Here is a 19,843-nt window from a genome sequence, read left to right as displayed (position 1 = left end):
GGTTCTACTCGTCTTCGCCGCGAGCGCGGGCGATCCAGCGCTCGACGCGTGTCTCCGAGAGGTCGGTCTGCTCCCCGATGTCGGCGGCCTCGGCCGCCGCGAGGTCACCGACCGTCTCGATGCCGATCTCGGCCAGTGTCTCCGCGTAGGAGGGCCCGATGCCTTTGATCGTGTCGGTGTCCGCGTCCGCGTTCTCGACCTCGATCTCGGGTTCCGCGTCGTCGGACGCTTCGGATTCGTCGGCGTCCCCGGTGTCGGCCGTCGCCTCCGTCTCGGCATCGTCGGCCTCGACTTCGGGTTCGTCGTCGGCGGTTTCGACCTCGGCGTCCGATTCGTCGGTTTCGACTTCGGGTTCGGTCCCGGTATCACTCTCGTCGGCCGGTTCGGCGGCCGGACTCGATGCGGCGTCGGCGGTCGTTTCGTCGCCGGTTCCCTTCACTGCGTCCTCGGACGTGGTGTCCGGTTCGGGTTCGTGTTCGACTGTCACGTCGACGTTTTCGCGCCCGGGCTCGGCTGTTCCGGACGTCGAGCGAGACCCGGAACTGCCGAGTCCGATGACCGACTTCAGTATCTTGAACAGCCCCATGGTCCGATATAGTCAACCCGCCTACTTAAAGACGCTCCCGCAAAACGCGGTTCATTTTTTCGACCGGTGCGTCCGCGCCGGTCCACTGCTCGAAGGCCTCCACGCCCTGGTACAGCAACATCCACGCGCCGTCGACCGTCGTCGCCCCCGCATCGGCCGCGTCCTGCAGGAGCCGCGTCTCGATGGGGTCGTAGACGGCGTCTAACACCCCCAGGTCGGCGTGCAGGGCATCGGCCGGAACCGGCGAGCGGTCCGCTTTCATCCCGACGCTGGTGCAGTTGACCAGCACGTCGGCGTCGGCGACCAGTTCGTCGAGCGCGTCGAGGCCGTGCCCCGTCGCGTCGGGCACTGCTTCGGCCAGGTCGTGGGCCTTCGACTCGGTGCGGTTCGCGATGTCGACGGCCATTCCTTCGTCGGCGAGGCCGAACGCGACCGCCCGGCCCGCGCCGCCCGCGCCGACGACGACCGCGGTCCCCTCCAGAGCCACGTCGTGGTCCCGGAGTGCGCGGGTCGCACCGACGGCGTCGGTGTTGTAGCCGGTCGGCGGGTCGGTGCCGAAATCGACGGTGTTGACCGCGCCGATGCGTTCGGCCAGCGGTGCGGGTTCGACTGCGTCCAGCACGTCCTGCTTGAACGGAATCGTGACGTTCAGGCCGCGAACGCCCAGCGTCGCGGCCGACTCGACGGCCGCCGCGCCGCCGTCGGCGGGCGGTTCGAAGGTGACGTAGCGGGCGTCGATGCCCAGTTCCTCGTAGGCCGCCTCGTGCATCGGCGGCGACAGCGAGTGCCCCACCGGATTCCCGATCAGTCCGTACACGTCCATACCGGTGGCCAGTTCCGGGGTCGGCATAATCGCACCGCTCCCGGTCCGGTCGCGTTCACTGCACGCGAACGCGGCCGCACCGAATTGGCAAAGTTTTCGTGCTGGTGCCGTCTCCGCTGGTGTAGTGAGCCGACTACGCCATCCGCTCGTCGCGGTCGCCGTCGCGGCCGCCCTGACGGCACCGTGGGTCGCGGTCTTTCTCACCGGGGCACACCCGGGAATCGTCGCGGAGGTCGCCATCAGCGGCGTGGCGATCCTCGGCGCGTCGTTCCTGCTCGCGTGGGGTGCCGAGACCGCCGAGAAGGACGTGCCACGGGCGTTCGCCATCGCCGTGCTGGCGGTACTGGCGGTCGCCCCCGAGTACGCCGTCGACGCGCTGTACGCCTGGAGCGCCGGGGCCGGCGGCGCGACCGCCGAGGCCTGTGCGGCGCTCAGTCCCGGGCAGATCGAGGCGCAGGCGACGCCGGTCGCCGAGGCCTGTCACGACGCCAATCTCGCCATCGCCAACATGACCGGTGCGAACCGCATCCTCATCGGCATCGGCTGGGCGGGGATCGCCGCGTTCACGGTCTGGCGGTCGTTCGATACGCGGGACCCGGCGGTCGTGAACCGCGAGGGGTGGCTCGGCGACGCGGTCCAGCTCGACGAGGACATCGCCACCGAAATCACGTTCCTGTTCCTGGCGACCGCGTGGGCGTTCGCGGTCCCGCTGGGCGGCGGCATCGACGTCCTCGATACCCTCCTGCTGGTCGGCCTGTACGTCGCCTACATCGGGCTGGTCCTCAAATCCGACGTGGAACAGAGCGAGCACACCGTCGGCGTGCCGAAGTACCTCCAGGGGTGGTCGCTCCCGTGGCGACCGCTGGCCGTCCTCACGCTCTTTGCCTACTCCGGGGCGATGATCTTCATCGCGGTCGAGCCGTTCGCGCACGGCCTCGAAGTCATCGGGGTCCAGAACGGCGTCCCCGAGTTCTTCATGATCCAGTGGGTCGCGCCGCTGGCCAGCGAGTCGCCCGAGTTGATCGTCGTCGCCGTCCTCGTCAACAAGGCCCGCTCGACGGCCGGGTTCAACGCCCTGATCTCCTCGAAGCTCAACCAGTGGACGCTGTTGATCGGGACCATCGCCGTCGTCTACTCGCTGGCGCTCGGGTCGGTCGGAACCTTGCCGTTCGACGCCCGCCAGTCCGCCGAGATCTGGATCACTGCCGGCCAGTCCTTTTTCGCCTTGGCCCTGCTCTGTAACTTCGAGATCTCGATCCGGGAGGCCGTCGTCCTGTTCGTCCTGTTTATCTCGCAGGTCCTGCTGGAGTTCGCCCTCATCAGGAGTCTGATCGAGTTACCCATCTCGAGCCACGACTTGCTGCTCGCGTACACGGCCGTCTATCTGGTGCTGGGCACGGCACTGTTCGTCAAGCGCCGGGACTCGCTGCGCCGCCTGTTCGGCCTCGCCGGTGACGCGGTCCGGACCGCCGTCGGTCGCGAGCCCGTCTACATGGAGCAGGCCGACTGATGCTCGGTATCGTCGTCTCCCGTGCGGACCGGGCCTCCGAACACGTCGGCGAGCACCTGCGCGACCTGGCGGACTGGTCCCCGGTCGAGAGCCCCGACCATCCCGACGCCGCAGGCCCTGCCTATCAGGCCGACGGGGCACAGCTCCGCGAGTTCGACGCGTGGCACCTCCACCTGGCCGACGCCGCCGACGCCTTCCCCGCCGACCTCGACCTGCTGGTGTTCGCGTCCCGGCACAGTGGCGAGACCGGCCCGCTCCTCACGGCCCACCACACGGGCAACTTCGGCCCGGCCGAACACGGCGGCGAGGACGACGCGCTCGCGCGGGCCTGCCCGAACGCCCACAGCCACGTACTCGACGCGCTCGCCACCTACGCGCCCGAGGACTACGAGGTCGGCATGGAGTGTACCCACCACGGCCCGACCGACGTGGGCGTCCCGTCGATGTTCGTCGAGGTCGGGAGCGGCGACCCCCAGTGGGACGATCCGGCGGCCGCCGAGGCGGTCGCGCGAGCCATCCTCGACCTCCGCGGGGTCGCGCCCGACGCCGACCCGGAGCCGGCGACAAACGGCGTCGGCCCCGACGGGGAGACCGCCCGCCGCCACCTCGTCGGGTTCGGCGGGGGCCACTACGCCCCGCGGTTCGAGCGGATCGTCCGCGAGACCGACTGGGCCGTCGGCCACCTCGCCGCCGACTGGGGGCTGGAGGCCATGGGCGACCCCGCCGCGAACCGCGACCTCGTGGACGCGGCCTTCGCGGAGAGCGCGGCGACCCACGCCGTCGTGGACGGGGATCACCCCGACCTCCGCGAGGAGATTACGGCCCTCGGCTACCGCGTCGTCGGCGAGACGTGGCTGCGCGCGGTCACGGGCGTCCCGCTCGCACTCGCGGACCGGCTGGAAGACACGCTCGTCTCGGTCGCGGCGGGCCTGCGATTCGGCGAGCGGGCCGCTGATGTTGCTCCCGACATCGACTTCGAGACCGTGTCCTTGCCCGACGACCTGCTCGACAGGGCACAGGGGATCGATCAGGAGCGCACCCGGGAACTCGTCGCCGCATCCGCCCTGGCGTTCGAGACCGAGGAGAACGGGAACCGGGTCGCGGGCCGCGCGGCCGTCGCTTCCCGTGGAGATTACACGACGATTATCGACGGTATCGTCGACCTACTCCGGACGGCCTACGACTCGGTCGAGCGCCGCGAGGACGCCGTGATCGCCCGTCAAGAGACCTTCGACCCGGGGAAAGCGAAGACGCTGGGGGTCCCCGAGGGTCCCAAGTTCGGTCGCCTGTCCGCGGGCGAACCTGTCGAGGTCGACGGAAAGACGATCCCACCCGACCGGGTCCGGTCCGAACGGGAAGATCGCTTCTCCCTGTAATTTAATTCGCCCCTACCGGATCGAATGCAACGTATGACGCGCGGCTGACAGGAGGGGAAAGATAATTAATCCTGCTCTGCAATTTCCCCTTTAAATATGGACTCCATTATTAACGACGCCATGGAGGAAAGCGAGGAGGAGTCGGCACAGGCACCCGAGGAGACCGAGACTGGCGGGACGACGGCGACCGAGGACGTATCGACCTCGGGCCAGATGACCGACGAGGAACTGGCCGATGTCGTCAAGGATCTCGAAACGAAAATCACCGTGGTCGGGTGTGGCGGTGCGGGCGGGAACACCGTGACCCGGATGATGGAGGAGGGCATCCACGGCGCGAAACTCGTCGCCGCGAACACGGACGCCCAGCACCTCGCCGACGAGGTGAAAGCCGACACCAAGATCCTGATCGGCAAGAAACGCACCGGCGGCCGCGGCGCGGGGTCGGTCCCCAAGATCGGCGAGGAGGCCGCTCAGGAGAACATCGAGGACATCCAGCAGTCCATCGACGGCTCGGACATGGTGTTCGTGACGGCGGGTCTCGGCGGCGGGACGGGAACGGGCGCGGCCCCCGTCGTCGCCCAGGCCGCACAGGAGGCCGGTGCGCTGACCATCGCCATCGTGACGATCCCCTTCACCGCGGAGGGTGAGCGCCGGCGGGCCAACGCCGACGCCGGTCTCGAACGCCTGCGCGCCGTCTCCGACACCGTGATCGTCGTCCCGAACGACCGCCTGCTCGACTACGCGCCCTCGATGCCCCTGCAGGACGCGTTCAAGATCTGTGACCGCGTGCTGATGCGCTCGGTCAAGGGCATGACCGAACTGATCACCAAGCCCGGCCTCGTCAACGTCGACTTCGCGGACGTTCGGACGATCATGGAGAACGGCGGCGTCGCCATGATCGGCCTCGGGGAGTCCGATTCCGAGAACAAGGCACAGGATTCGATCAGATCGGCGCTCCGGTCGCCGTTGCTCGACGTGGAGTTCGACGGTGCCAACTCCGCGCTGGTCAACGTCGTCGGTGGGCCGGACATGTCCATCGAGGAGGCGGAGGGCGTCGTCGAGGAGATCTACGACCGGATCGACCCCGACGCCCGGATCATCTGGGGCGCATCGGTCAACCAGGAGTTCGAGGGCAAGATGGAGACCATGATCGTCGTCACTGGCGTCGAGAGTCCACAGATCTACGGCAAAAACGAGACCGAGGTCGAACAGGCCGCGGAGAACCTCGGCGACGACATCGACTACGTGGAGTAGTCCCGTTCTCGCGCTCTCGTTCGACTCCGTTGCGTCTCTGTTTCCGCTTCGCACCAATAGATAGAAAAAGGGGCAGGGGCTACACCCGGGTATGCAAGTACCGTACGACCTCACCTCCTACGTTCGGGTGCTGAAACTCGCGAGCACCCCGTCGTGGGAAGAGTTCTCCCAGATCGCCAAGATCGCAGGGGCCGGGATCGGCCTGGTCGGGCTGATGGGATTCGTCATCTTCCTGTTGATGAGCTTCATCACGAACCCTCCAGTCTAACATGGGCATCTTCGCTGTCAAAACCACGGCCAGTCAGGAACGCACCGTCGCGGACATGATCATGAACCGCGAGGAGCCGTCCATCCACGCCGCCCTCGCGCCCGACAGCCTCACCAGCTACGTGATGGTCGAGGCCGACGACGACGCCGTCTTCGAGCGCATCTCCGACGAGATTCCGCACATGCGCGGGGTCGTCCAGGGGAAAAGCTCCATCGCCGAAGTCGAACACTTCCTCTCGCCGAAACCCGACGTGGAAGGGATCGCCGAGGGCGACATCGTCGAACTCATCGCCGGCCCGTTCAAGGGCGAGAAGGCCCAGGTCCAGCGGATCGACGAGTCCAAGGATCAGGTGACGGTGGAACTGTACGAGGCGACGGTGCCGATTCCGGTCACCGTGCGGGGCGACCAGATTCGGGTGCTGGATTCGGAAGAGCGGTAGTACTGCGACGAGCGACGCGAGTCGCAGCTTTTTCGCCCACGTTTTTCAAGGAGCGGTGGCGAGCAACGCGAGCCACCCGACGCAGAAAAAGGTGGGAGCGCGACGGTGCCGATTCCGGTCACCGTGCGGGGCGACCAGATTCGGGTGCTGGACTCTGAGGAACGGTAAGCGAGCAGTCTCGCCGGAGACACGCGGTTCGCCCAGCGAACGAACGCCTTTTCACCGGTCGATCCGCGAACGTCACGACCGCCAGCTATCCGGGGCAGTGCCACCGACCGCCAGGGTTCCCCGTCGCTCGAATGAATATCATGATAATTTATTATGGACGGGTTCCTAGCGGTGGGCGTGTCCGGGACGGTCGGGTCGGTCCGCGGTCGGATCGGCGCTGCGCTGGTGCCGATCGGACTCTTCGTCGTGACGGGGACCGTCGGTATCGTCGGATTCGTCGCGCTCGCCGGTGTCTCGCCCGTTGACGCGGCCTTCTGGCTCCTGGACCCGACCAGCATCGAACTCCACTTCCAGCACCACTCCGGACCAGAGCGGGTAACGAAGGGGTTCGCGCTGGTCGTGTTCGCGGGGCTGATCGCGTCGGGGCTGTGGATCGGCGAATCGGTCCTGGACACGGTTTTCGGCGGCCAGTTTCGGGAGGAACTACGACGCGTGCAAACGGAACAGACCATCGAGAGTCTCTCCGACCACGTCGTGATCTGTGGCTACGGGATGTTCGGCCGGACGGTCGCACAGCGACTCAGGCGGCGCGGCGAGGACGTGGTCGTCGTCGAATCGGACTCGACGGTCGTCGAGGCGGCCAGCGACGAACCGCTCGTCATCGAGGGGGACGCGCGCCGCGAGGACGTGCTGGAACGGGCCGGCGTCTCCCGCGCTCGCGCCGTCGTGGCGGCCATCGACGACTCGAACGTGACAATCCAGATCGCCATCGTGACGAGCCAGCTCGCGCCCGACGCCGCCCTCGTCGTCAGGGTCGGCGACGAGACCTACGAGTCGGTCGCACGGCGGGCCGGTGCGGACACGGTGGTGATTCCGGAGGTCGTCAGCGGGACCGAGGTGGTCGACGGGCTGTGAGGTCAGCCCTCGCGCCCGAACAGCGCGAGCGGGACCGCGTGGACACCGCCGACGGTCACGAGGAACGCGCCGACGCTGGCGGGGAACGCCGAGAGTGCGAGTCGCTCGGTCCCAGCCAGAAAGAGACCGGCGAACGCGGCGGTCGCGACGGTACAGGCGACCAGTACCCACGCGACGGCTTTCCAGGTCCGGTCGAAGGCCGGCCAGTAGTCGTTGTACGCCGTCGGGACGCCGACGGCCAGGGTCATCAACAGGAGGAAATCGCCACCGCCGGCGTCGAACACCGTGTGAAAGCCGTACGCCGCGGGAACGGCCACCAGGATGGCGGCGTAGATGGCGACGTTGCGCTGGGCGGTCGCACGGTCCCAGAGCGAACTCCGGCCGTCGGTCGAGTGAGAGGGCATAGTCGACACGTGGACGGCGACGCGGATAAAGACAGGCGCGGCTTTTCCGAGCCAGAAAACCGTTCGGTCGTGGGGGACTGTCAGGCCCTGGGACCGTTGCCTTCGAGGCGGTCGATGACCTCGTTGATGTCCGCGTTGTCTTCGATGGCTTCCTTGACTTTCTCGCGGCGGCGCACCTCGTCGCTGGTGGCGTCGTAGGCGCGGACGTACTCGGCGCGACTGTGTTCGTCGAAGGCGTGGCGGATCGCGAAGTAGCCGTCCGGGAGGACGGTCCCACAGACCTGACACTCGATGCGGTCGTGTTCGGTCGCCTGGTGGATGATGAGGTCCTCCACGCGCTCGAACCGCTCCGTGTCGCCCTCGATCGCACACTCCCAATGTGGCATCGACCTGATGCAGTCGGGCAACGGATAAAAACGTTCGCCAGCCTCGGCTGCGTGAAACCAGAATCCATATCACCCGACCGACGAAACTCCCGGACGAGTATGGCCGGTAGGGCGACCGACGACGGGTTCCGGGTCGACATGCACGTGAAGATCCTCGACGACGAGGTGGTCCGCCGGGCCAAAGCCCGGGGCCTGGACGCGCTGGTCTACGCACCCCACTTCGAGCGCCTGCCCGACATCGAGGAGCGTGCCCGGGAGTACTCCGACGACGAGTTGCTCGTGATCCCGGCCCGCGAGCTGTTCACCGGCGACTGGCGGTCGCGTCGGCACGTCCTCGCTATCGGCCTCACCGACCCGGTGCCCGACTTTCTCACCCTCGAAGGCACGATGGCCGAACTCCGCCGCCAGAACGCCGCCGTCGTCGTTCCCCACCCGGAGTTCCTGACGGTGAGTCTCGATATCGACCAGATCCGGGAGTACCGCGACCAGATCGACGCCGTCGAGGTGTACAACCCGAAGCATCTGGACCGGGACAACCGTCGTGCCCGCGAGATCGCCCGCGAGACCGACCTGCCGGCCTTCGCCTCCTCGTACGCCCACCTCCCGAAGACCGTCGGCGAGGTCTGGACGACCTTCGAGGAACCAATCGAAAGTACCGCGGACCTCGTGACGATGCTACAGGCCGGCGCGCCGCGTCGGATCTTCCACCGCGACGGGCTCACCCACACCCTGCGGTGCAAGGCCGAGTTCGCGCACCTGCTCTGGGAGAACACGTACAAGAAGTTCGACCGGATCTACCTGCAGGGGACCGAGCCGACCCATCCGGGCCACATCGCGTACCGCGACGAGTTCGACGACGTGCGCCTCTACTGAGTCACACTCCCAGCGCCGTCGTCCCGTGATCGATCAGTTCCTGCGGGACGTACGACGGCGCGTAGAACACCAGCAGGCCGATGATCAGTAACTCGACCCCCGTGATGATCAGCGTCGCCAGATTGGCGTACTTGCTGGAGGTGGCGACGCCGACGGGGAGCCCGAACTCCTTGTCCCATGGGTAAAACAGCGCCAGCCCGCGCTTGCTCCCGGCCAGGTCCAGAATGTAGTGGGTCAACACGCCCAGCCAGACGAACTGGAGGTTGTCGAAGACGAACGGGTAGGCCAGGAAGATGCCCAGCACGATGAAGTTGTGCAGTGTCTTCCGGTGGCGGCCGAAGGCGGTGTCGACGTCGGGAAAGAGCGCGCCCAGCGTGACCGGGATCGTCACTTCGGCGATGGTGCGGAACGTCGAGAAGTCACCGGCCGGTTCGAGGATGTACCCCAGCCCGATGCTCAGGAGTACGGCGTTCAGGACGTGGCCCTCTTTGTTCATCCGTCCGGTGGCAGGTCCGGCCCCCTCAAATGCTTTCCCGTCCCATTACACCCGGTCGGCGACGTGACTGTCCAGGTCCGACAGCGCCAGCCTCGCGACTCGCTCCCGTATCGCCGCGCGGTCGCCGTCGATCTCGTAGCGCTCGACACTGGCCGTCGAGGTACCGGTCCCCCACTCGCCGGCGTAGGCGACGGCGACGAAAGCGGTGCCGACGGGTTTCTCGGACGTGCCGCCCTCCGGCCCGGCGACGCCGGCGGTCGCGAGGCCCCAGGTCGTGCCCGCGGTATCCCGGACGGCCCGGGCGAGGTCGCGGGTGACCGGTCCGCTGACGACGCCGTGGTCGTCGAGCAGTTCGCGGTCGAGCGCCAGCAACTCCCGCAGGGAGTCGTACGAGTAGGGGACCAGTGCCCGGTCGAGGTAGTCGCTCGCGCCCGGCGCGGCCGTCAACAGCGTCGCCACGAGCCCGCCGGTACAGCCCTCGGCGACGGCCACAGTATGATCGGCCTCGCCGAGTCGGTCGCCGACGGTCTCCTCGATGGGTGGGTCGGAAGCGAACTCGCGCATGGTGGGAGCGACGGCCGCGCCCACAAAGAACTCCGCGGTCACCGGGTCAGGTCGCGCGTGTCGAGGTGGAGGTTGTCCCCGTCGCCGGCGGCCGCGATGTACAGCTCCGGTCCCTCGTGCCAGAGTTCGGCCACGTCGATGATTCGCTCGGTCGACCAGCCCTGCACGCGCATGATCCCGTCCTCGTCGATCTCGACGAAGGTTCGGGGCGACTCGCCGGTCTGGATGTCCCAGGTCTCGCCGTCGACCTCGAAGGAATCCCCGCCCCCGGACCCGGTGGCGAACACGCACTGGTACTGGGTCCGGGACTCCTCGGCCCGGTCGTGGTCGACCCGTGAGTAGGTCTCGAACTCGTAGCCGTAGTGACGACACCACTTCCGGAAGTGGTCGCCGTCGAACCGTTTGATCCCGTTCGCCTCGTCGCTCGTCCAGAGGACCTGGGTTTTCGAGGGTTTCCGACTGATCGACGGCTCCTTCATAACTGTCGATGGAGTCCATCATCGGTCATAAATCAATTCCATCATCGGTCATAAATCAATTTGCCGAGAGATGACATCACGGTCTGACAGGTAGCCGGCGGAGTTGGAAAGACACAGGTTTCGGGGCCACGCAGTCGGTGTATGGACTACGAGCGGCCGCAGTTCTTCCGCGTCATGCAGTACGCGGACGCCGCGGCGGGGGACGTCATCGACATGGTGAGCGGGAACCCGGACTGGGAACCGCCGGGGGCGCTCCGCGAGGGGTTGGTGGAGTACGCCGACGGCGACCCCGAACAGTTCCAGTATCCCGCCAGCGAGGGCCTGCTGGAGTTGCGCGAGGAGATCGCCGCCCGGCGCAACGTCGACCGCGAACAGGTGCTGGTCACGAACGGCGCGGGCGAGGCCAACCACCTCGCGATGGCCGAGGGGCTGACCCGCGACGCCGGCGACGAGGTGATCCTGACCGATCCGGTCTACCCCTACTACGCCGGGCGGACGAACCTGCTGGGCGGGCGGGCCCGGTACGTGGCGGTCGACGACGACGGCCGCCTCGACCCCGACGCCGTCCGGGAGGTCGCCAGCGACGATACCGCGCTGATCGTCGTCAACAGCCCGAACAACCCGACCGGGGCGGTGTACCCCGAGGCGACGATCCGGGAACTCGTCGATATCGCCGAGACCTACGACGCCCTGCTCGTGAGCGACGAGGTGTACGATCACTTCGACTACAGTGGGCAGTTCACCAGCGCGCTCGCGGTCGACTCCGCGCATCGAATCGTCACCAACGCGTTCTCGAAGTCGCTGGCGATCACCGGCTTCCGGGTCGGCTACGCCATCGTCTCCGAGTGGCTGGTCGACCGGTTCCGGACCCGGCACATGCTGACCAACGTGACGAGCAGTCGGCCGGCCCAGTTCGCGGTCTGGCGGGCGCTCCGGGAGACGCCGCCGGACTACTTCGCACAGAACCGCGCGATGCTCCGCTCGCGGGTCGAGGCGTTCACCGACGCGCTGGACGCCGCCGGGGCGGAATACACCACGCCCGGGGGGAGTTTCTACGTCATGGCGCGGTTCCCGGGTTTCTCGGGCACCATGGAGAACGTCGAGCGACTGATCGACGAGGCTGGCGTCGCGGGGATGCCCGGCGCGGCCTTCGGCGAGTCGCGGGCCGACTGGTTCCGGTTCGCCCTGGTGACGCCCCGGGCCGAGGAAGCGGCCGAGCGCCTGGCCACCTACTTCGACTGAGAATCCGGGGGTTCATACCCGAGGACGTCCCCACCTTCTGGCAATGAGCGACCGCGAGGGGACCGGTTCGGAATCCAGGTCCGCGTCGGCGTCCGCGACCGCCGAGAGCGACGGAAACGGAGACGACCCGCCCTGGCGGACCTACTTCGGGTACGACGAGCCCTACGCGAACCAGCCCGACGCCGTCGAGGCGGCCATCGAGGTCGGCCGGAAGAACGGCTACCTCGCGATGGAAGGCCCCTGCGGGACGGGCAAGACCATGGCCGCCCTGACCGCCGCGACCACGCTCGTCCGCGAGGACGACTACGAGAACGTCGTCGTCGTCACGCCGGTCAAACAGCAACTCGACCAGTTCGTCGAGGACCTCCGTGTCGTCAACTCGGGGCTGGACGACCCGCTGGACGGGATCGCCCTCGTGGGCAAACGCGACCTCTGTCCGTACGGCCGCGAGGACCTGTTCCCCCGGGACGCCACCGTCCACGACCGCTGTGAGGACCTGCGCGAGGACACCGCCCGCCTCGTCGAAGCCGACGGCGGGACCGACGCCCACAGCGGGGCCGCGACCGACGCCGCCGTCGGCGGGGATACCGACGAGGAGGACCAGTGGTGGGACCCGAAACGCGGGGCCGACCTCGCCGAGGCCGCCCGCCGCGACCCCGAGCAGTTCAACACGATGGCCGACGACCGCCTGGAGACGGCCGGCGAGGAGTCACCCTACCGCCGCGAACAGCCACGCGCGCCGGAGGAGATGGTCGACGGCGACGACCCGCCGCTGTACTGTCCCTTCGAGGCCGACTGGTACGCCCGCAACAAGGGGTCGCCCGTCGATTTCACCGACGGCGAGGACAACGTCCTCACCTCGACGGAGTTCCTGCCCGAGTCCGTCGCCCACGGCACCTGTCCGCACCGGGCGATGGGCGTCCTGCTGGGCGAAGCCGACGTGGTGATCGGCAACTACAACCACCTGTTCGACCCGGACTCGCGGCCCCTCCTGTCGCAGGTCCTCGACGAGAGTACCTTCGTCGTCGTCGACGAAGCCCACCGGCTCGAAGGGCGCGTCCGGGACCTGCTCTCGGATCGCGTGGGCCGGCACACCCTGGTGCGGGCGCGCAACGACTGCGCCCAGCTCCTCCAGCTGGCCAACCAGAGCCGCGACCACGAACGCGAGGTCGACGACCGGCTGGCCAGCCACGACGTGCCCCGCGACGCCGTCGCCACGGCCCGGGCGTTCTACGACGACGTGGTCGGCTGGCTCGACGACCGCGTGACCGCCCACCTCGATTCGGAGTTCGGCCGCGGCTGGGAGCAGGACCTCCGCTCACTGCCCGAGGAGGACATGGAAGTCCCGCTCCGCGATCCGGAGACCGAGGAGGTCGACGACCTCACGGAGTGGGCCGAGCGCGAGGGCTACGGCGGCGACCTGTGGCGCTCGCTGGCCGCGGTCGGCACCGCCGTCGAGACGACGCTGGACGAACTCGGCGAGTCCCGGCAGTGCGTCGCGGCGGCCGTCGGCGCAGTGATGGGCGACTGGTACGAGCGCGACCACGCCACCGCGTTCCGGGAGATCGAACTCGAACACTCCCCGTCGGACACGGGTGCGACCGCCACCCCCTGGCAGGAGGTCTACACCGCCGGGCTCCTGCTGTACGACTGCATGCCTGCACAGGCGCTCAGGACCATCTTCGACGAACTCGGCGGCGGCGTCCTGATGAGCGCCACCCTCGAACCGCTGGACGTGTTCACCCGCGTCTCCGGGCTGGATGCTCTCGAACGGTCCGGAACCGGCGGGCTGGCGGCCGCAGACGACGACCCCGGCCGGCCGGTGGAGACGCGATCCTACGGGCTCACCTTCCCCGAGGAGAACCGGGCGAGCTGGCTCGTCGACGCGACGGCCTACACCGCCCGGAACCGCGGTGATCCGGTCCGGGACCACGGCAACCGCACCCGCGACGAGTACGAGCAGGTCCTCCGCACCGTGGCCCGCAGCCCCGGCAACGTGATGATCGCGATGCCGAACTACCGGGAGGCCGCCTGGGCCGGCAGTTACCTCCGGGACGTAGTCGAGAAGGAGGTCCTGGTGGACGAGAGTTCGAGCAACGAGGCGACCGACGAACTGAAACGCGACTTCTTCGCCGGGCCGGGGAAGGTACTCGTGACGAGCACGCGGGGCACGCTCACGGAGGGCGTCGACTACGACGGGGACAAACTCCACGCCTGCGCGGTGGTCGGCGTCCCGCTGGTCAACATCGGCTCGCCGCGAGTCCGCGCGGTCCAGGCCGCCTACGGCCGCGCGTTCGGCGACGACGTGGCCTTCGAGTACGCCCTGACCGTGCCCGCGGTCCGGCGCGCGCGCCAGGCCATCGGCCGCGTCATCCGGGGGGCCGACGAGGTGGGCGTCCGGATGCTGGTCGGCGAGCGCTACACCGAGGACGCCGTCCACTCGGTCCACGAGTATCTCTCGCCCGCCGAGCGCAGCGAATTCGTCCGGATGACGCCCGATTTCCTCGGCCCGCAGTTCGACTCGTTCTGGAGCGACCACGACCGGCCCGAGTGACCCAGCGTTCGCCTCGCGACTTCGTTTCAGAAAGCATATGTGGCGTGATTCCCCGCTTTCAGTCGGATGCCTGAGTGTCAGAACTGCGGTTCTTTCGTGACTGAGGCGTACGTCCGGGTGTTCACGCCCGAGACTCTCGACGCACCGCGTGTCTGTCCCAACTGCGAGGACAAGATCAGGGACGGCAACGACGTCCGCGAGGCCCGTTCCTCGCGGTCCTGAGTTCCTTTCTCGCTTTTCGTCGCTCATCGGCACCCGCCAGCCGCCACGCCGGACCGACGGGTACACAAGTCCCCCGACGAACCCGTAGGTATGGATCTCGAGGTCGAGGCCGTCGAGGAGATCGACGAGACGGCCGTCCCGACAGGCGTCGACGCGGCCGACTACGTCCTCTACGGCGGGAAAGGCGGCGTCGGCAAGACGACGATGGCTGCCGCGACCGCGCTCGCGAGCGCCCGCGACGGCACCGCCACGCTCGTCGTCTCGACCGACCCCGCCCACTCGCTGTCGGACACCCTGGAGACGGACATCCCCGCCGATCCCGAGCGCATCCGCGAGGACATCCCCCTCTACGCCGCCGAGATCGACCCCGAGGAGGCCGTCGGCGACGGCCCCTTCGATTCCGAGGGCGGCCTCGGCGGGATGGGCGGGCTCGGCCAACTGCTGGGCGGTAGCGGGCCGATGGGCGGCATGGGCGGACAGGGCGAGCAGGCGGGCGCTGGGCCGACCGGCGGTGCCGGTCCCGACGCCGATGGCGACGCCACGGCCGCGGACCCCCTCGCCGGCCCGATGCCCGGCATGGACGAGGCGGCCGCGATGCGACTCCTGCTGGAGTACATGGACGACGAGCGGTTCGACCGGGTGATCGTCGACACCGCGCCGACGGGCCACACCCTCAGGCTGCTCGAACTGCCGGAACTGCTCGACTCCATGATGGGGCGCCTGCTGAAACTGCGCCAGCGGCTCAGCGGGCTGTTCGACTCCCTGCCCTTCGGCGGCAGTGACGACGAGCAGGGCGCTGACATGGAGGATCTGGAGGTGCTGCGCGAGCGGATCGAGCGGCTCCGGGCCGTCCTGCGGGACCCGGCGAAGACGGACTTCCGGATCGTGATGGTGCCCGAGGAACTGAGCGTGATGGAGTCCCAGCGGTTGCTCGACCGACTGGACTCCTTTGGCGTGCCCGTCGAGACCGTCGTCGTCAACCGCGTCATGCAGGACCTGGCCGACGTGGCCGACGTGGAGGGCGACTGGTTCGTCTCGCCGGACCTGGACGACTGCGAGTTCTGCCAGCGCCGGTGGCAGGTCCAGCAGAAAGCCCTCAAGGAGGCCCAGGACCTGTTCCGGGGTCACGACGTGAAACGCGTCCCGCTGTTCGCCGACGAGGTGCGCGGGGAGAACCTGTTGCGAGTCGTCGCGGCCTGTCTCGACTAGTCGACCAGCCGCGAGACGCCGACGCCCATCCCGATGATGAGCAGGCCGAGCAGGCCGTTCAGCACGAGACCGATCTCGCGGCCGCTGACGAAGTTCTGGACTCCCAGCCCGACGAACACCATCCCCACGAGTACGTGCAGTGCCAGCACCGCTTTCTGCAGATCGAAGTCCATGCCTCCCCTTGCCCCCGACGAATCAAAAGTCGCCCGAAACCCGGTCGGTCGCCGTCCTACTCGTCGTCGGCCACGACCAGCACGTGTAGATCGTTGACGTTCGTCCCAGTCGGCCCCGTCCGGAGCAGGGCGTCCCGGTCGTCCAGATACGTCGCCGCGTCGTTGTCCGCGAGCGCCCGGCCGGCGGCCCCGTCGTCCTCGACCGTCTCGGCGTCGACGAGCGCGCCAGCCCCGCCGCTCGCGCCGTCCCGGCCGTCCGTGTCGACCGCAGCGAGCACAGTAGCGGGCGGGAGCGAGCGGGCCGCACTCAGCGCGAACTCGCAGTTGGGGCCCCCGCGACCGTCACCGTCGACCGTGACCGTCGTCTCCCCGCCGGAGAGGACGACTGCGGGCGGCGAGACGGGGTCGCCGCACTCGCGGATCTCCCGGGCCACCGCCGCGTGGGTTCGCGCCACCTCGCGAGCCTCGCCCTCGATGCCCGAAGCGAGCACCAGTGGCGTGAATCCGGCGTCGGCGGCCACGTCCCGGGCCGCCTCGATGGCCGTCCGCCCGTTCGCGAGGACGTGCGTCCGACTGCGCTCGAAGACCGGATCGTCGCCGTCCGGCGTCTCCGGAATCTCGCCGGCTACGCCGCGTTCGAGCCGCTCGTCGACTGCCGTCGGTGGGTCCACGTCGTAGTCGTCGAGGACCTGCCGGGCGTCGGCGAACGTCGTCGGGTCCGGGACGGTCGGCCCGCTGGCGACGACCGACGGATCGTCGCCGACCACGTCCGAGAACAGCAGGGTGATCACTGTGGCGGGGGCGGCCGCGCGGGCCAACTGCCCGCCCTTGATCGCGGAGCAGTGCTTCCGGACGGCGTTGACCGCCGCGATGGGCGCGCCCGCCGAGAGCAGTGATTCGGTCACGTCCTGGAGGTCCGAGAGCGAGAGTCCGTCGGCCGGCGCGGGCAGGAGCGCGCTCCCGCCGCCGGTCAGGACCGCCAGGACGAGCGTGTCCGCGTCCGCGTCGGCGGCCGCTCGCCGGACCGCTCGCGCGCTCTCGACGCCGCGCTCGCTCGGGACCGGATGATCGCCCTCGCGGACGGTGACACTGTCGGTCGCGACGGGGTCGTCGGTGACGACCACGCCGCCGTCGATGCGGTCGCCGAGGGTGGCTTCCAGCGCGGCCGCGACCTGCGAGGCGGCCTTCCCGCCGCCGAGGACGACCACGCGCTCGAACGCGCCGAGGTCGATCACGTTCCCGGCGAGCCCGAGCTGATCACCCTCGACAGTGAGCGAGTCGCGGACGACCCGCTCGGGGTGGGCGGCGTCGATCCCCGCCGCGACGCAGGACAGCGCCAGGTCGTGCGCGGGGGTCCGTGCGAGGGCGTCGCGGTCGTCGATCACGCCAGTTTCTTGGCCAGTCGGTAGAACCCGTCGCGGAAGCGGTCCGGGACGAACCGCAACAGCGAGGAGTACTTCGCGAGCTGGCCGACCGGGTAGCGCGGGTCGGGGTCGGGCGAACAGGCCGCTTCCAGAATCGTCTCGGCCACGTCCGTCGGCGGGACCGCCAGCGCGCTCGTGCCGCCGAAGGTCTGACCCTCCTCGTAGAACGCGTAGATCGAGTCGTAGGCCCCCGAGCGCTCCGTGCCGTTCTCCAGTTCCTCGTCGGCCCGCTCGTCGAAGTTCGTGTCCACGGGGCCGGGTTCGATCAGCACGGCGTCGACGCCGTAGTCGTCGACCTCGCCACGGAGCGCGTCGGTCAGCCCTTCGAGGGCGAACTTCGAGCCGTTGTAGACGCCCATCCCCGGCGTGGCGATCCGGCCCGCGACCGAGGAGACGTTGACGATGGTCCCCTCGCCCTGCTCGCGCATGTGGGGCAGGGCCTCGCGGATCAGCCGGTGTGGCCCGTAGACGTTCACGTCGAACTGGTCGTGGACGCGGTCGGTCGGCACGTCCTCCAGCGGCCCGAACTGCGCGTAGCCCGCGTTGTTGACGAGACAGTCCAGTCGCCCCGCGTCCTCGATGACGCGCTCGACGGCGGCCTCGACGTGTTCGGGCTCGGTCACGTCGAGTTCCTGTGTCTCACAGCCCGCCTCGGCCAGGTCTTCGATGTCGTCCGTGTCACGCGCCGTGGCGTAGACCGTCCACCCCTCCTCGTCGAACGTCTGTGCCGTCGCGCGGCCGATGCCGGACGACGCCCCCGTGATCAGCACCGTCTTGTCTTCCATACCGGTCGCCTCGCCCGGGTCGCTGTTAAATTGCAAGTATTTCGCCCGGCCGCTCTCCCCCGCCGACGCGGGAATGGGCAGGCTATTGGGGTCGGCGCACCTGAAACCGACAGGATGTACCTCGCAGACGAGACGTGGCCCGACCTGGGCACGTACTTCGATGAGGAGTCGCTGGCCATCGTCCCGCTGGGCTCGACCGAACAGCACGGTCCCCACCTCCCCGAGGGGACCGACCACATGATCGCCGAGGCGCTGGCCCGCGAGGCCGCAGAGCGCACCGGCTTCCTCTGTACCCCGACGATCAACGTCGGCGTCTCGCCCCACCACCGCCAGTTCCACGGCACCATGTGGGTCGACGCCCCGGTCTTCCGTGACTACGTGGAGAGTTTCTCCCGGAACCTCACCTACCACGGCATCGACCGCATCGTCTACGTCAACGCCCACGGCGGCAACGTCGAACACCTCCAGGAGGTCGGTCGCCGCCTCCACGAGACGGAAACCGCCTACGCCATCGAGTGGATGTGGGACGAGTCCATCCCCGACCTCGTCGACGACCTCTTTGCGCACAACGGCCCCCACGGCGGGCCCAAGGAGACGGCGATGATCATGCACATCGCGAACGAACTCGTCCACGACGACCGCCTCGAAGCCGCCCGGGACGGCGGTCTCACCCAGTGGGAGGACATGGACGTTCACGGCGCACGCACGTTCTACGACGCCGCGGACAACACCGAGAACGGCGTGCTGGGCGACCAGACCGACGCGACACCCGAGAAAGGCGAGGAGCTGTTCGAGGCCGCCAGCGATCAACTCGTCAAGCTCTGTGACTGGCTCGACGACCAGCCCTTCGAGGACCTGATGCCGGAACCGCACGTCCGCGAACGGGAGTGAATCAGTCACCGAGTTCGGCTTTCAGGTCGTCGGCGTACTGGTCGGCCAGCCGCGTCGGCTCGGGGAGTTTGTAGCCCGCCGAACAGGCGAGAACCAGGTCCGCGGCCGTCTCGGCCCCGACGCGGTGGCCCGGACTGACGATGAGGGGGTTGATGTACTGGTTCGGCGAGTCGTACTGCCGGGACTGGACGGCGTAGCCGATGACCGTCCCGTCGGGCGCGGTCACGTCCCCGTCGGCTTCGATGCCGACCCGCTCGCCCTCGGCCAGTCCGTCGGTCGACGCGACGGGTCGCCCACAGAGCAGGTTCTTCGCGACGCCGACGCTCGGGAGATCGAGGGTCACGCCGACGTGTGTCGCCAGCCCCGCCTCCCGGAAGTGGATGCGGCCGCTCCCGTCGAAGAATGCGATGTCGGGCTCGACCGCGAGGTTCCGAAAGCCCGCCAGTATCGCGCCGCCCTCGCGGAAGGAGAGCAGGCCGGGGATGTACGGGATTTCCGTCGGCGCGACGGCGTGGGCGCGTTCGATCACCTCGCCGTCCTGCAACGCGACCAGCGCCGACACGGCGCGGTCGTCGTCGAGGAAGGCCTGGTCGACGCCGACGACGACGGGCCCATCGTCGCTACTGCTGTCTGTCTCGCCGAGTGTCCGCTGGCCAGTCTCGCGGTCGGCACAGACCCGGTTCGGATCGAAATCGAAGTCGTCCTCGAAAACCGCGGCGTCGGCGATCTCGCGCTGGAGGGCTTCCATCTCCTCGCGGTCGAGACTGGCGTCCGGAACGAAGTCGGGATGGACGGGTTCCAT

At 68.6% G+C, this 19,843-nt stretch carries 23 protein-coding genes and 1 pseudogene; 13 read left to right on the top strand and 11 right to left on the bottom strand.

Features of this window, described 5'->3' with window-relative positions; all coding sequences use genetic code 11:
* Positions 1 to 4: 4 nt before the first annotated feature.
* Both ACOZ4N_RS09400 and ACOZ4N_RS09395 read right to left on the bottom strand, forming a co-directional pair.
* Positions 5 to 586, bottom strand: a complete 582-nt coding sequence (locus tag ACOZ4N_RS09400; protein ID WP_424019665.1) for a helix-hairpin-helix domain-containing protein — start codon at positions 584 to 586, stop codon at positions 5 to 7.
* 25 nt (positions 587 to 611) lie between these two features.
* Entirely contained in the window at positions 612 to 1,409 is a 798-nt protein-coding gene (locus ACOZ4N_RS09395; protein ID WP_424019664.1) for a shikimate dehydrogenase, read from the bottom strand.
* A gap of 124 nt (positions 1,410 to 1,533) precedes the next feature.
* Here ACOZ4N_RS09395 and ACOZ4N_RS09390 point away from each other — a divergent pair, with 124 nt between their 5' ends.
* The 7 genes and pseudogenes from ACOZ4N_RS09390 (at position 1,534) to ACOZ4N_RS09360 (ending at position 7,339) form a co-directional block, all read left to right on the top strand.
* Positions 1,534 to 2,919, top strand: coding sequence for a sodium:calcium antiporter (locus tag ACOZ4N_RS09390; protein ID WP_424019663.1), 1,386 nt, complete (start codon positions 1,534 to 1,536; stop codon positions 2,917 to 2,919).
* A complete protein-coding gene (locus ACOZ4N_RS09385) occupies positions 2,919 to 4,295 on the top strand; it encodes a D-aminoacyl-tRNA deacylase (protein WP_424019662.1) in 1,377 nt (458 codons plus the stop codon). The genes ACOZ4N_RS09390 and ACOZ4N_RS09385 overlap by 1 nt, the downstream gene beginning before the upstream one ends.
* Before the next feature lie 96 nt (positions 4,296 to 4,391).
* Positions 4,392 to 5,549 carry a cell division protein FtsZ gene (gene ftsZ / locus ACOZ4N_RS09380; RefSeq protein WP_424019661.1) on the top strand — a complete coding sequence of 386 codons (1,158 nt, stop codon included), beginning with the start codon at positions 4,392 to 4,394 and terminating at the stop codon, positions 5,547 to 5,549.
* 91 nt (positions 5,550 to 5,640) lie between these two features.
* Positions 5,641 to 5,817, top strand: coding sequence for a protein translocase SEC61 complex subunit gamma (locus ACOZ4N_RS09375; protein ID WP_092689343.1), 177 nt, complete (start codon positions 5,641 to 5,643; stop codon positions 5,815 to 5,817).
* 1 nt (position 5,818) lies between these two features.
* Positions 5,819 to 6,256 (top strand): transcription elongation factor Spt5, encoded by a 438-nt coding sequence (locus tag ACOZ4N_RS09370; protein WP_092689341.1) that lies wholly within the window; start codon positions 5,819 to 5,821, stop codon positions 6,254 to 6,256.
* A 99-nt stretch (positions 6,257 to 6,355) separates the two neighbouring features.
* Positions 6,356 to 6,424: pseudogene (locus ACOZ4N_RS09365) on the top strand (transcription elongation factor Spt5); the annotation flags it as partial.
* A 153-nt stretch (positions 6,425 to 6,577) separates the two neighbouring features.
* A complete protein-coding gene (locus ACOZ4N_RS09360) occupies positions 6,578 to 7,339 on the top strand; it encodes a potassium channel family protein (protein ID WP_424019660.1) in 762 nt (253 codons plus the stop codon).
* Positions 7,340 to 7,341: 2 nt separating this feature from the next.
* On the opposite strand, the gene ACOZ4N_RS09355 is transcribed toward ACOZ4N_RS09360, so the two are convergent.
* Both ACOZ4N_RS09355 and ACOZ4N_RS09350 read right to left on the bottom strand, forming a co-directional pair.
* On the bottom strand, positions 7,342 to 7,743 hold the full coding sequence (locus ACOZ4N_RS09355; protein ID WP_424019659.1) for a hypothetical protein: 402 nt from the start codon (positions 7,741 to 7,743) through the stop codon (positions 7,342 to 7,344).
* Positions 7,744 to 7,823: 80 nt separating this feature from the next.
* Positions 7,824 to 8,129, bottom strand: a complete 306-nt coding sequence (locus tag ACOZ4N_RS09350; protein WP_424019658.1) for a DUF7565 family protein — start codon at positions 8,127 to 8,129, stop codon at positions 7,824 to 7,826.
* A 99-nt stretch (positions 8,130 to 8,228) separates the two neighbouring features.
* Here ACOZ4N_RS09350 and ACOZ4N_RS09345 point away from each other — a divergent pair, with 99 nt between their 5' ends.
* Positions 8,229 to 9,002, top strand: coding sequence for a PHP-associated domain-containing protein (locus ACOZ4N_RS09345; protein ID WP_424019657.1), 774 nt, complete (start codon positions 8,229 to 8,231; stop codon positions 9,000 to 9,002).
* Between the two features lies 1 nt (position 9,003).
* On the opposite strand, the gene ACOZ4N_RS09340 is transcribed toward ACOZ4N_RS09345, so the two are convergent.
* The 3 genes from ACOZ4N_RS09340 to ACOZ4N_RS09330 are packed head-to-tail and all read right to left on the bottom strand — an operon-like array spanning position 9,004 to position 10,541.
* Positions 9,004 to 9,498, bottom strand: a complete 495-nt coding sequence (locus tag ACOZ4N_RS09340) for a metal-dependent hydrolase (RefSeq protein ID WP_424019656.1) — start codon at positions 9,496 to 9,498, stop codon at positions 9,004 to 9,006.
* Between the two features lie 45 nt (positions 9,499 to 9,543).
* Positions 9,544 to 10,062 carry a CinA family protein gene (locus tag ACOZ4N_RS09335; RefSeq protein ID WP_424019655.1) on the bottom strand — a complete coding sequence of 173 codons (519 nt, stop codon included), beginning with the start codon at positions 10,060 to 10,062 and terminating at the stop codon, positions 9,544 to 9,546.
* A 38-nt stretch (positions 10,063 to 10,100) separates the two neighbouring features.
* Complete coding sequence (locus ACOZ4N_RS09330; protein WP_424019654.1) at positions 10,101 to 10,541, bottom strand: hypothetical protein; 441 nt, start codon at positions 10,539 to 10,541, stop codon at positions 10,101 to 10,103.
* A gap of 141 nt (positions 10,542 to 10,682) precedes the next feature.
* Between ACOZ4N_RS09330 and ACOZ4N_RS09325 the strand changes: the two genes are divergently transcribed.
* The 4 genes from ACOZ4N_RS09325 to ACOZ4N_RS09310 all read left to right on the top strand — a co-directional run bounded on the left by ACOZ4N_RS09325 (position 10,683) and on the right by ACOZ4N_RS09310 (position 15,768).
* Positions 10,683 to 11,783, top strand: coding sequence for a pyridoxal phosphate-dependent aminotransferase (locus ACOZ4N_RS09325; RefSeq protein WP_424019653.1), 1,101 nt, complete (start codon positions 10,683 to 10,685; stop codon positions 11,781 to 11,783).
* A 43-nt stretch (positions 11,784 to 11,826) separates the two neighbouring features.
* Positions 11,827 to 14,337 carry an ATP-dependent DNA helicase gene (locus tag ACOZ4N_RS09320; protein ID WP_424019652.1) on the top strand — a complete coding sequence of 837 codons (2,511 nt, stop codon included), beginning with the start codon at positions 11,827 to 11,829 and terminating at the stop codon, positions 14,335 to 14,337.
* A 66-nt stretch (positions 14,338 to 14,403) separates the two neighbouring features.
* Positions 14,404 to 14,559 (top strand): DUF7563 family protein, encoded by a 156-nt coding sequence (locus ACOZ4N_RS09315; protein WP_170845305.1) that lies wholly within the window; start codon positions 14,404 to 14,406, stop codon positions 14,557 to 14,559.
* Between the two features lie 90 nt (positions 14,560 to 14,649).
* The gene (locus ACOZ4N_RS09310) at positions 14,650 to 15,768 is read left to right on the top strand and encodes an ArsA family ATPase (protein ID WP_424019651.1); all 1,119 of its coding nucleotides are present in this window, start codon (positions 14,650 to 14,652) and stop codon (positions 15,766 to 15,768) included.
* On the opposite strand, the gene ACOZ4N_RS09305 is transcribed toward ACOZ4N_RS09310, so the two are convergent.
* Genes ACOZ4N_RS09305 through ACOZ4N_RS09295 form a run of 3 tightly spaced genes read right to left on the bottom strand, consistent with a single transcriptional unit; the run spans position 15,765 to position 18,150 of the window.
* Entirely contained in the window at positions 15,765 to 15,941 is a 177-nt protein-coding gene (locus ACOZ4N_RS09305; protein ID WP_424019650.1) for a hypothetical protein, read from the bottom strand. The genes ACOZ4N_RS09310 and ACOZ4N_RS09305 overlap by 4 nt on opposite strands.
* 56 nt (positions 15,942 to 15,997) lie before the next feature.
* Complete coding sequence (locus ACOZ4N_RS09300; protein WP_424019649.1) at positions 15,998 to 17,326, bottom strand: glycerate kinase type-2 family protein; 1,329 nt, start codon at positions 17,324 to 17,326, stop codon at positions 15,998 to 16,000.
* Positions 17,323 to 18,150, bottom strand: coding sequence for an SDR family oxidoreductase (locus tag ACOZ4N_RS09295; RefSeq protein WP_424019648.1), 828 nt, complete (start codon positions 18,148 to 18,150; stop codon positions 17,323 to 17,325). The genes ACOZ4N_RS09300 and ACOZ4N_RS09295 overlap by 4 nt, the downstream gene beginning before the upstream one ends.
* A gap of 114 nt (positions 18,151 to 18,264) precedes the next feature.
* On the opposite strand from ACOZ4N_RS09295, the gene ACOZ4N_RS09290 reads away from it, so the two are divergent.
* Positions 18,265 to 19,041, top strand: a complete 777-nt coding sequence (locus ACOZ4N_RS09290) for a creatininase family protein (protein ID WP_424019647.1) — start codon at positions 18,265 to 18,267, stop codon at positions 19,039 to 19,041.
* A gap of 1 nt (position 19,042) precedes the next feature.
* Here the strand turns inward: ACOZ4N_RS09290 and ACOZ4N_RS09285 are convergent, their stop codons facing one another.
* A complete protein-coding gene (locus tag ACOZ4N_RS09285) occupies positions 19,043 to 19,843 on the bottom strand; it encodes an endonuclease V (RefSeq protein WP_424019646.1) in 801 nt (266 codons plus the stop codon).

Origin of the sequence: Halorientalis pallida, from assembly GCF_049605515.1 — an archaeon.
In the GTDB taxonomy this organism is placed as follows: Archaea; Halobacteriota; Halobacteria; order Halobacteriales; family Haloarculaceae; genus Halorientalis; species Halorientalis pallida_A.
The sequence above is the reverse complement of the archived record's forward strand: the minus strand, read 5'-3'. Positions and strand labels throughout refer to the sequence as shown.

Coding starts and splice junctions, on each gene's coding strand:
- ACOZ4N_RS09400 (WP_424019665.1), bottom strand. CDS start 586: ATGGGGCTGTTCAAGATACTGAAGTCGGTCATCGGACTCGGCAGTTCC.
- ACOZ4N_RS09395 (WP_424019664.1), bottom strand. CDS start 1,409: ATGGACGTGTACGGACTGATCGGGAATCCGGTGGGGCACTCGCTGTCG.
- ACOZ4N_RS09385 (WP_424019662.1), top strand. CDS start 2,919: ATGCTCGGTATCGTCGTCTCCCGTGCGGACCGGGCCTCCGAACACGTC.
- ftsZ (WP_424019661.1), top strand. CDS start 4,392: ATGGACTCCATTATTAACGACGCCATGGAGGAAAGCGAGGAGGAGTCG.
- ACOZ4N_RS09375 (WP_092689343.1), top strand. CDS start 5,641: ATGCAAGTACCGTACGACCTCACCTCCTACGTTCGGGTGCTGAAACTC.
- ACOZ4N_RS09370 (WP_092689341.1), top strand. CDS start 5,819: ATGGGCATCTTCGCTGTCAAAACCACGGCCAGTCAGGAACGCACCGTC.
- ACOZ4N_RS09360 (WP_424019660.1), top strand. CDS start 6,578: ATGGACGGGTTCCTAGCGGTGGGCGTGTCCGGGACGGTCGGGTCGGTC.
- ACOZ4N_RS09355 (WP_424019659.1), bottom strand. CDS start 7,743: ATGCCCTCTCACTCGACCGACGGCCGGAGTTCGCTCTGGGACCGTGCG.
- ACOZ4N_RS09350 (WP_424019658.1), bottom strand. CDS start 8,129: ATGCCACATTGGGAGTGTGCGATCGAGGGCGACACGGAGCGGTTCGAG.
- ACOZ4N_RS09345 (WP_424019657.1), top strand. CDS start 8,229: ATGGCCGGTAGGGCGACCGACGACGGGTTCCGGGTCGACATGCACGTG.
- ACOZ4N_RS09340 (WP_424019656.1), bottom strand. CDS start 9,498: ATGAACAAAGAGGGCCACGTCCTGAACGCCGTACTCCTGAGCATCGGG.
- ACOZ4N_RS09335 (WP_424019655.1), bottom strand. CDS start 10,062: ATGCGCGAGTTCGCTTCCGACCCACCCATCGAGGAGACCGTCGGCGAC.
- ACOZ4N_RS09330 (WP_424019654.1), bottom strand. CDS start 10,541: ATGAAGGAGCCGTCGATCAGTCGGAAACCCTCGAAAACCCAGGTCCTC.
- ACOZ4N_RS09325 (WP_424019653.1), top strand. CDS start 10,683: ATGGACTACGAGCGGCCGCAGTTCTTCCGCGTCATGCAGTACGCGGAC.
- ACOZ4N_RS09320 (WP_424019652.1), top strand. CDS start 11,827: ATGAGCGACCGCGAGGGGACCGGTTCGGAATCCAGGTCCGCGTCGGCG.
- ACOZ4N_RS09315 (WP_170845305.1), top strand. CDS start 14,404: ATGCCTGAGTGTCAGAACTGCGGTTCTTTCGTGACTGAGGCGTACGTC.
- ACOZ4N_RS09310 (WP_424019651.1), top strand. CDS start 14,650: ATGGATCTCGAGGTCGAGGCCGTCGAGGAGATCGACGAGACGGCCGTC.
- ACOZ4N_RS09305 (WP_424019650.1), bottom strand. CDS start 15,941: ATGGACTTCGATCTGCAGAAAGCGGTGCTGGCACTGCACGTACTCGTG.
- ACOZ4N_RS09295 (WP_424019648.1), bottom strand. CDS start 18,150: ATGGAAGACAAGACGGTGCTGATCACGGGGGCGTCGTCCGGCATCGGC.
- ACOZ4N_RS09290 (WP_424019647.1), top strand. CDS start 18,265: ATGTACCTCGCAGACGAGACGTGGCCCGACCTGGGCACGTACTTCGAT.
- ACOZ4N_RS09285 (WP_424019646.1), bottom strand. CDS start 19,843: ATGGAACCCGTCCATCCCGACTTCGTTCCGGACGCCAGTCTCGACCGC.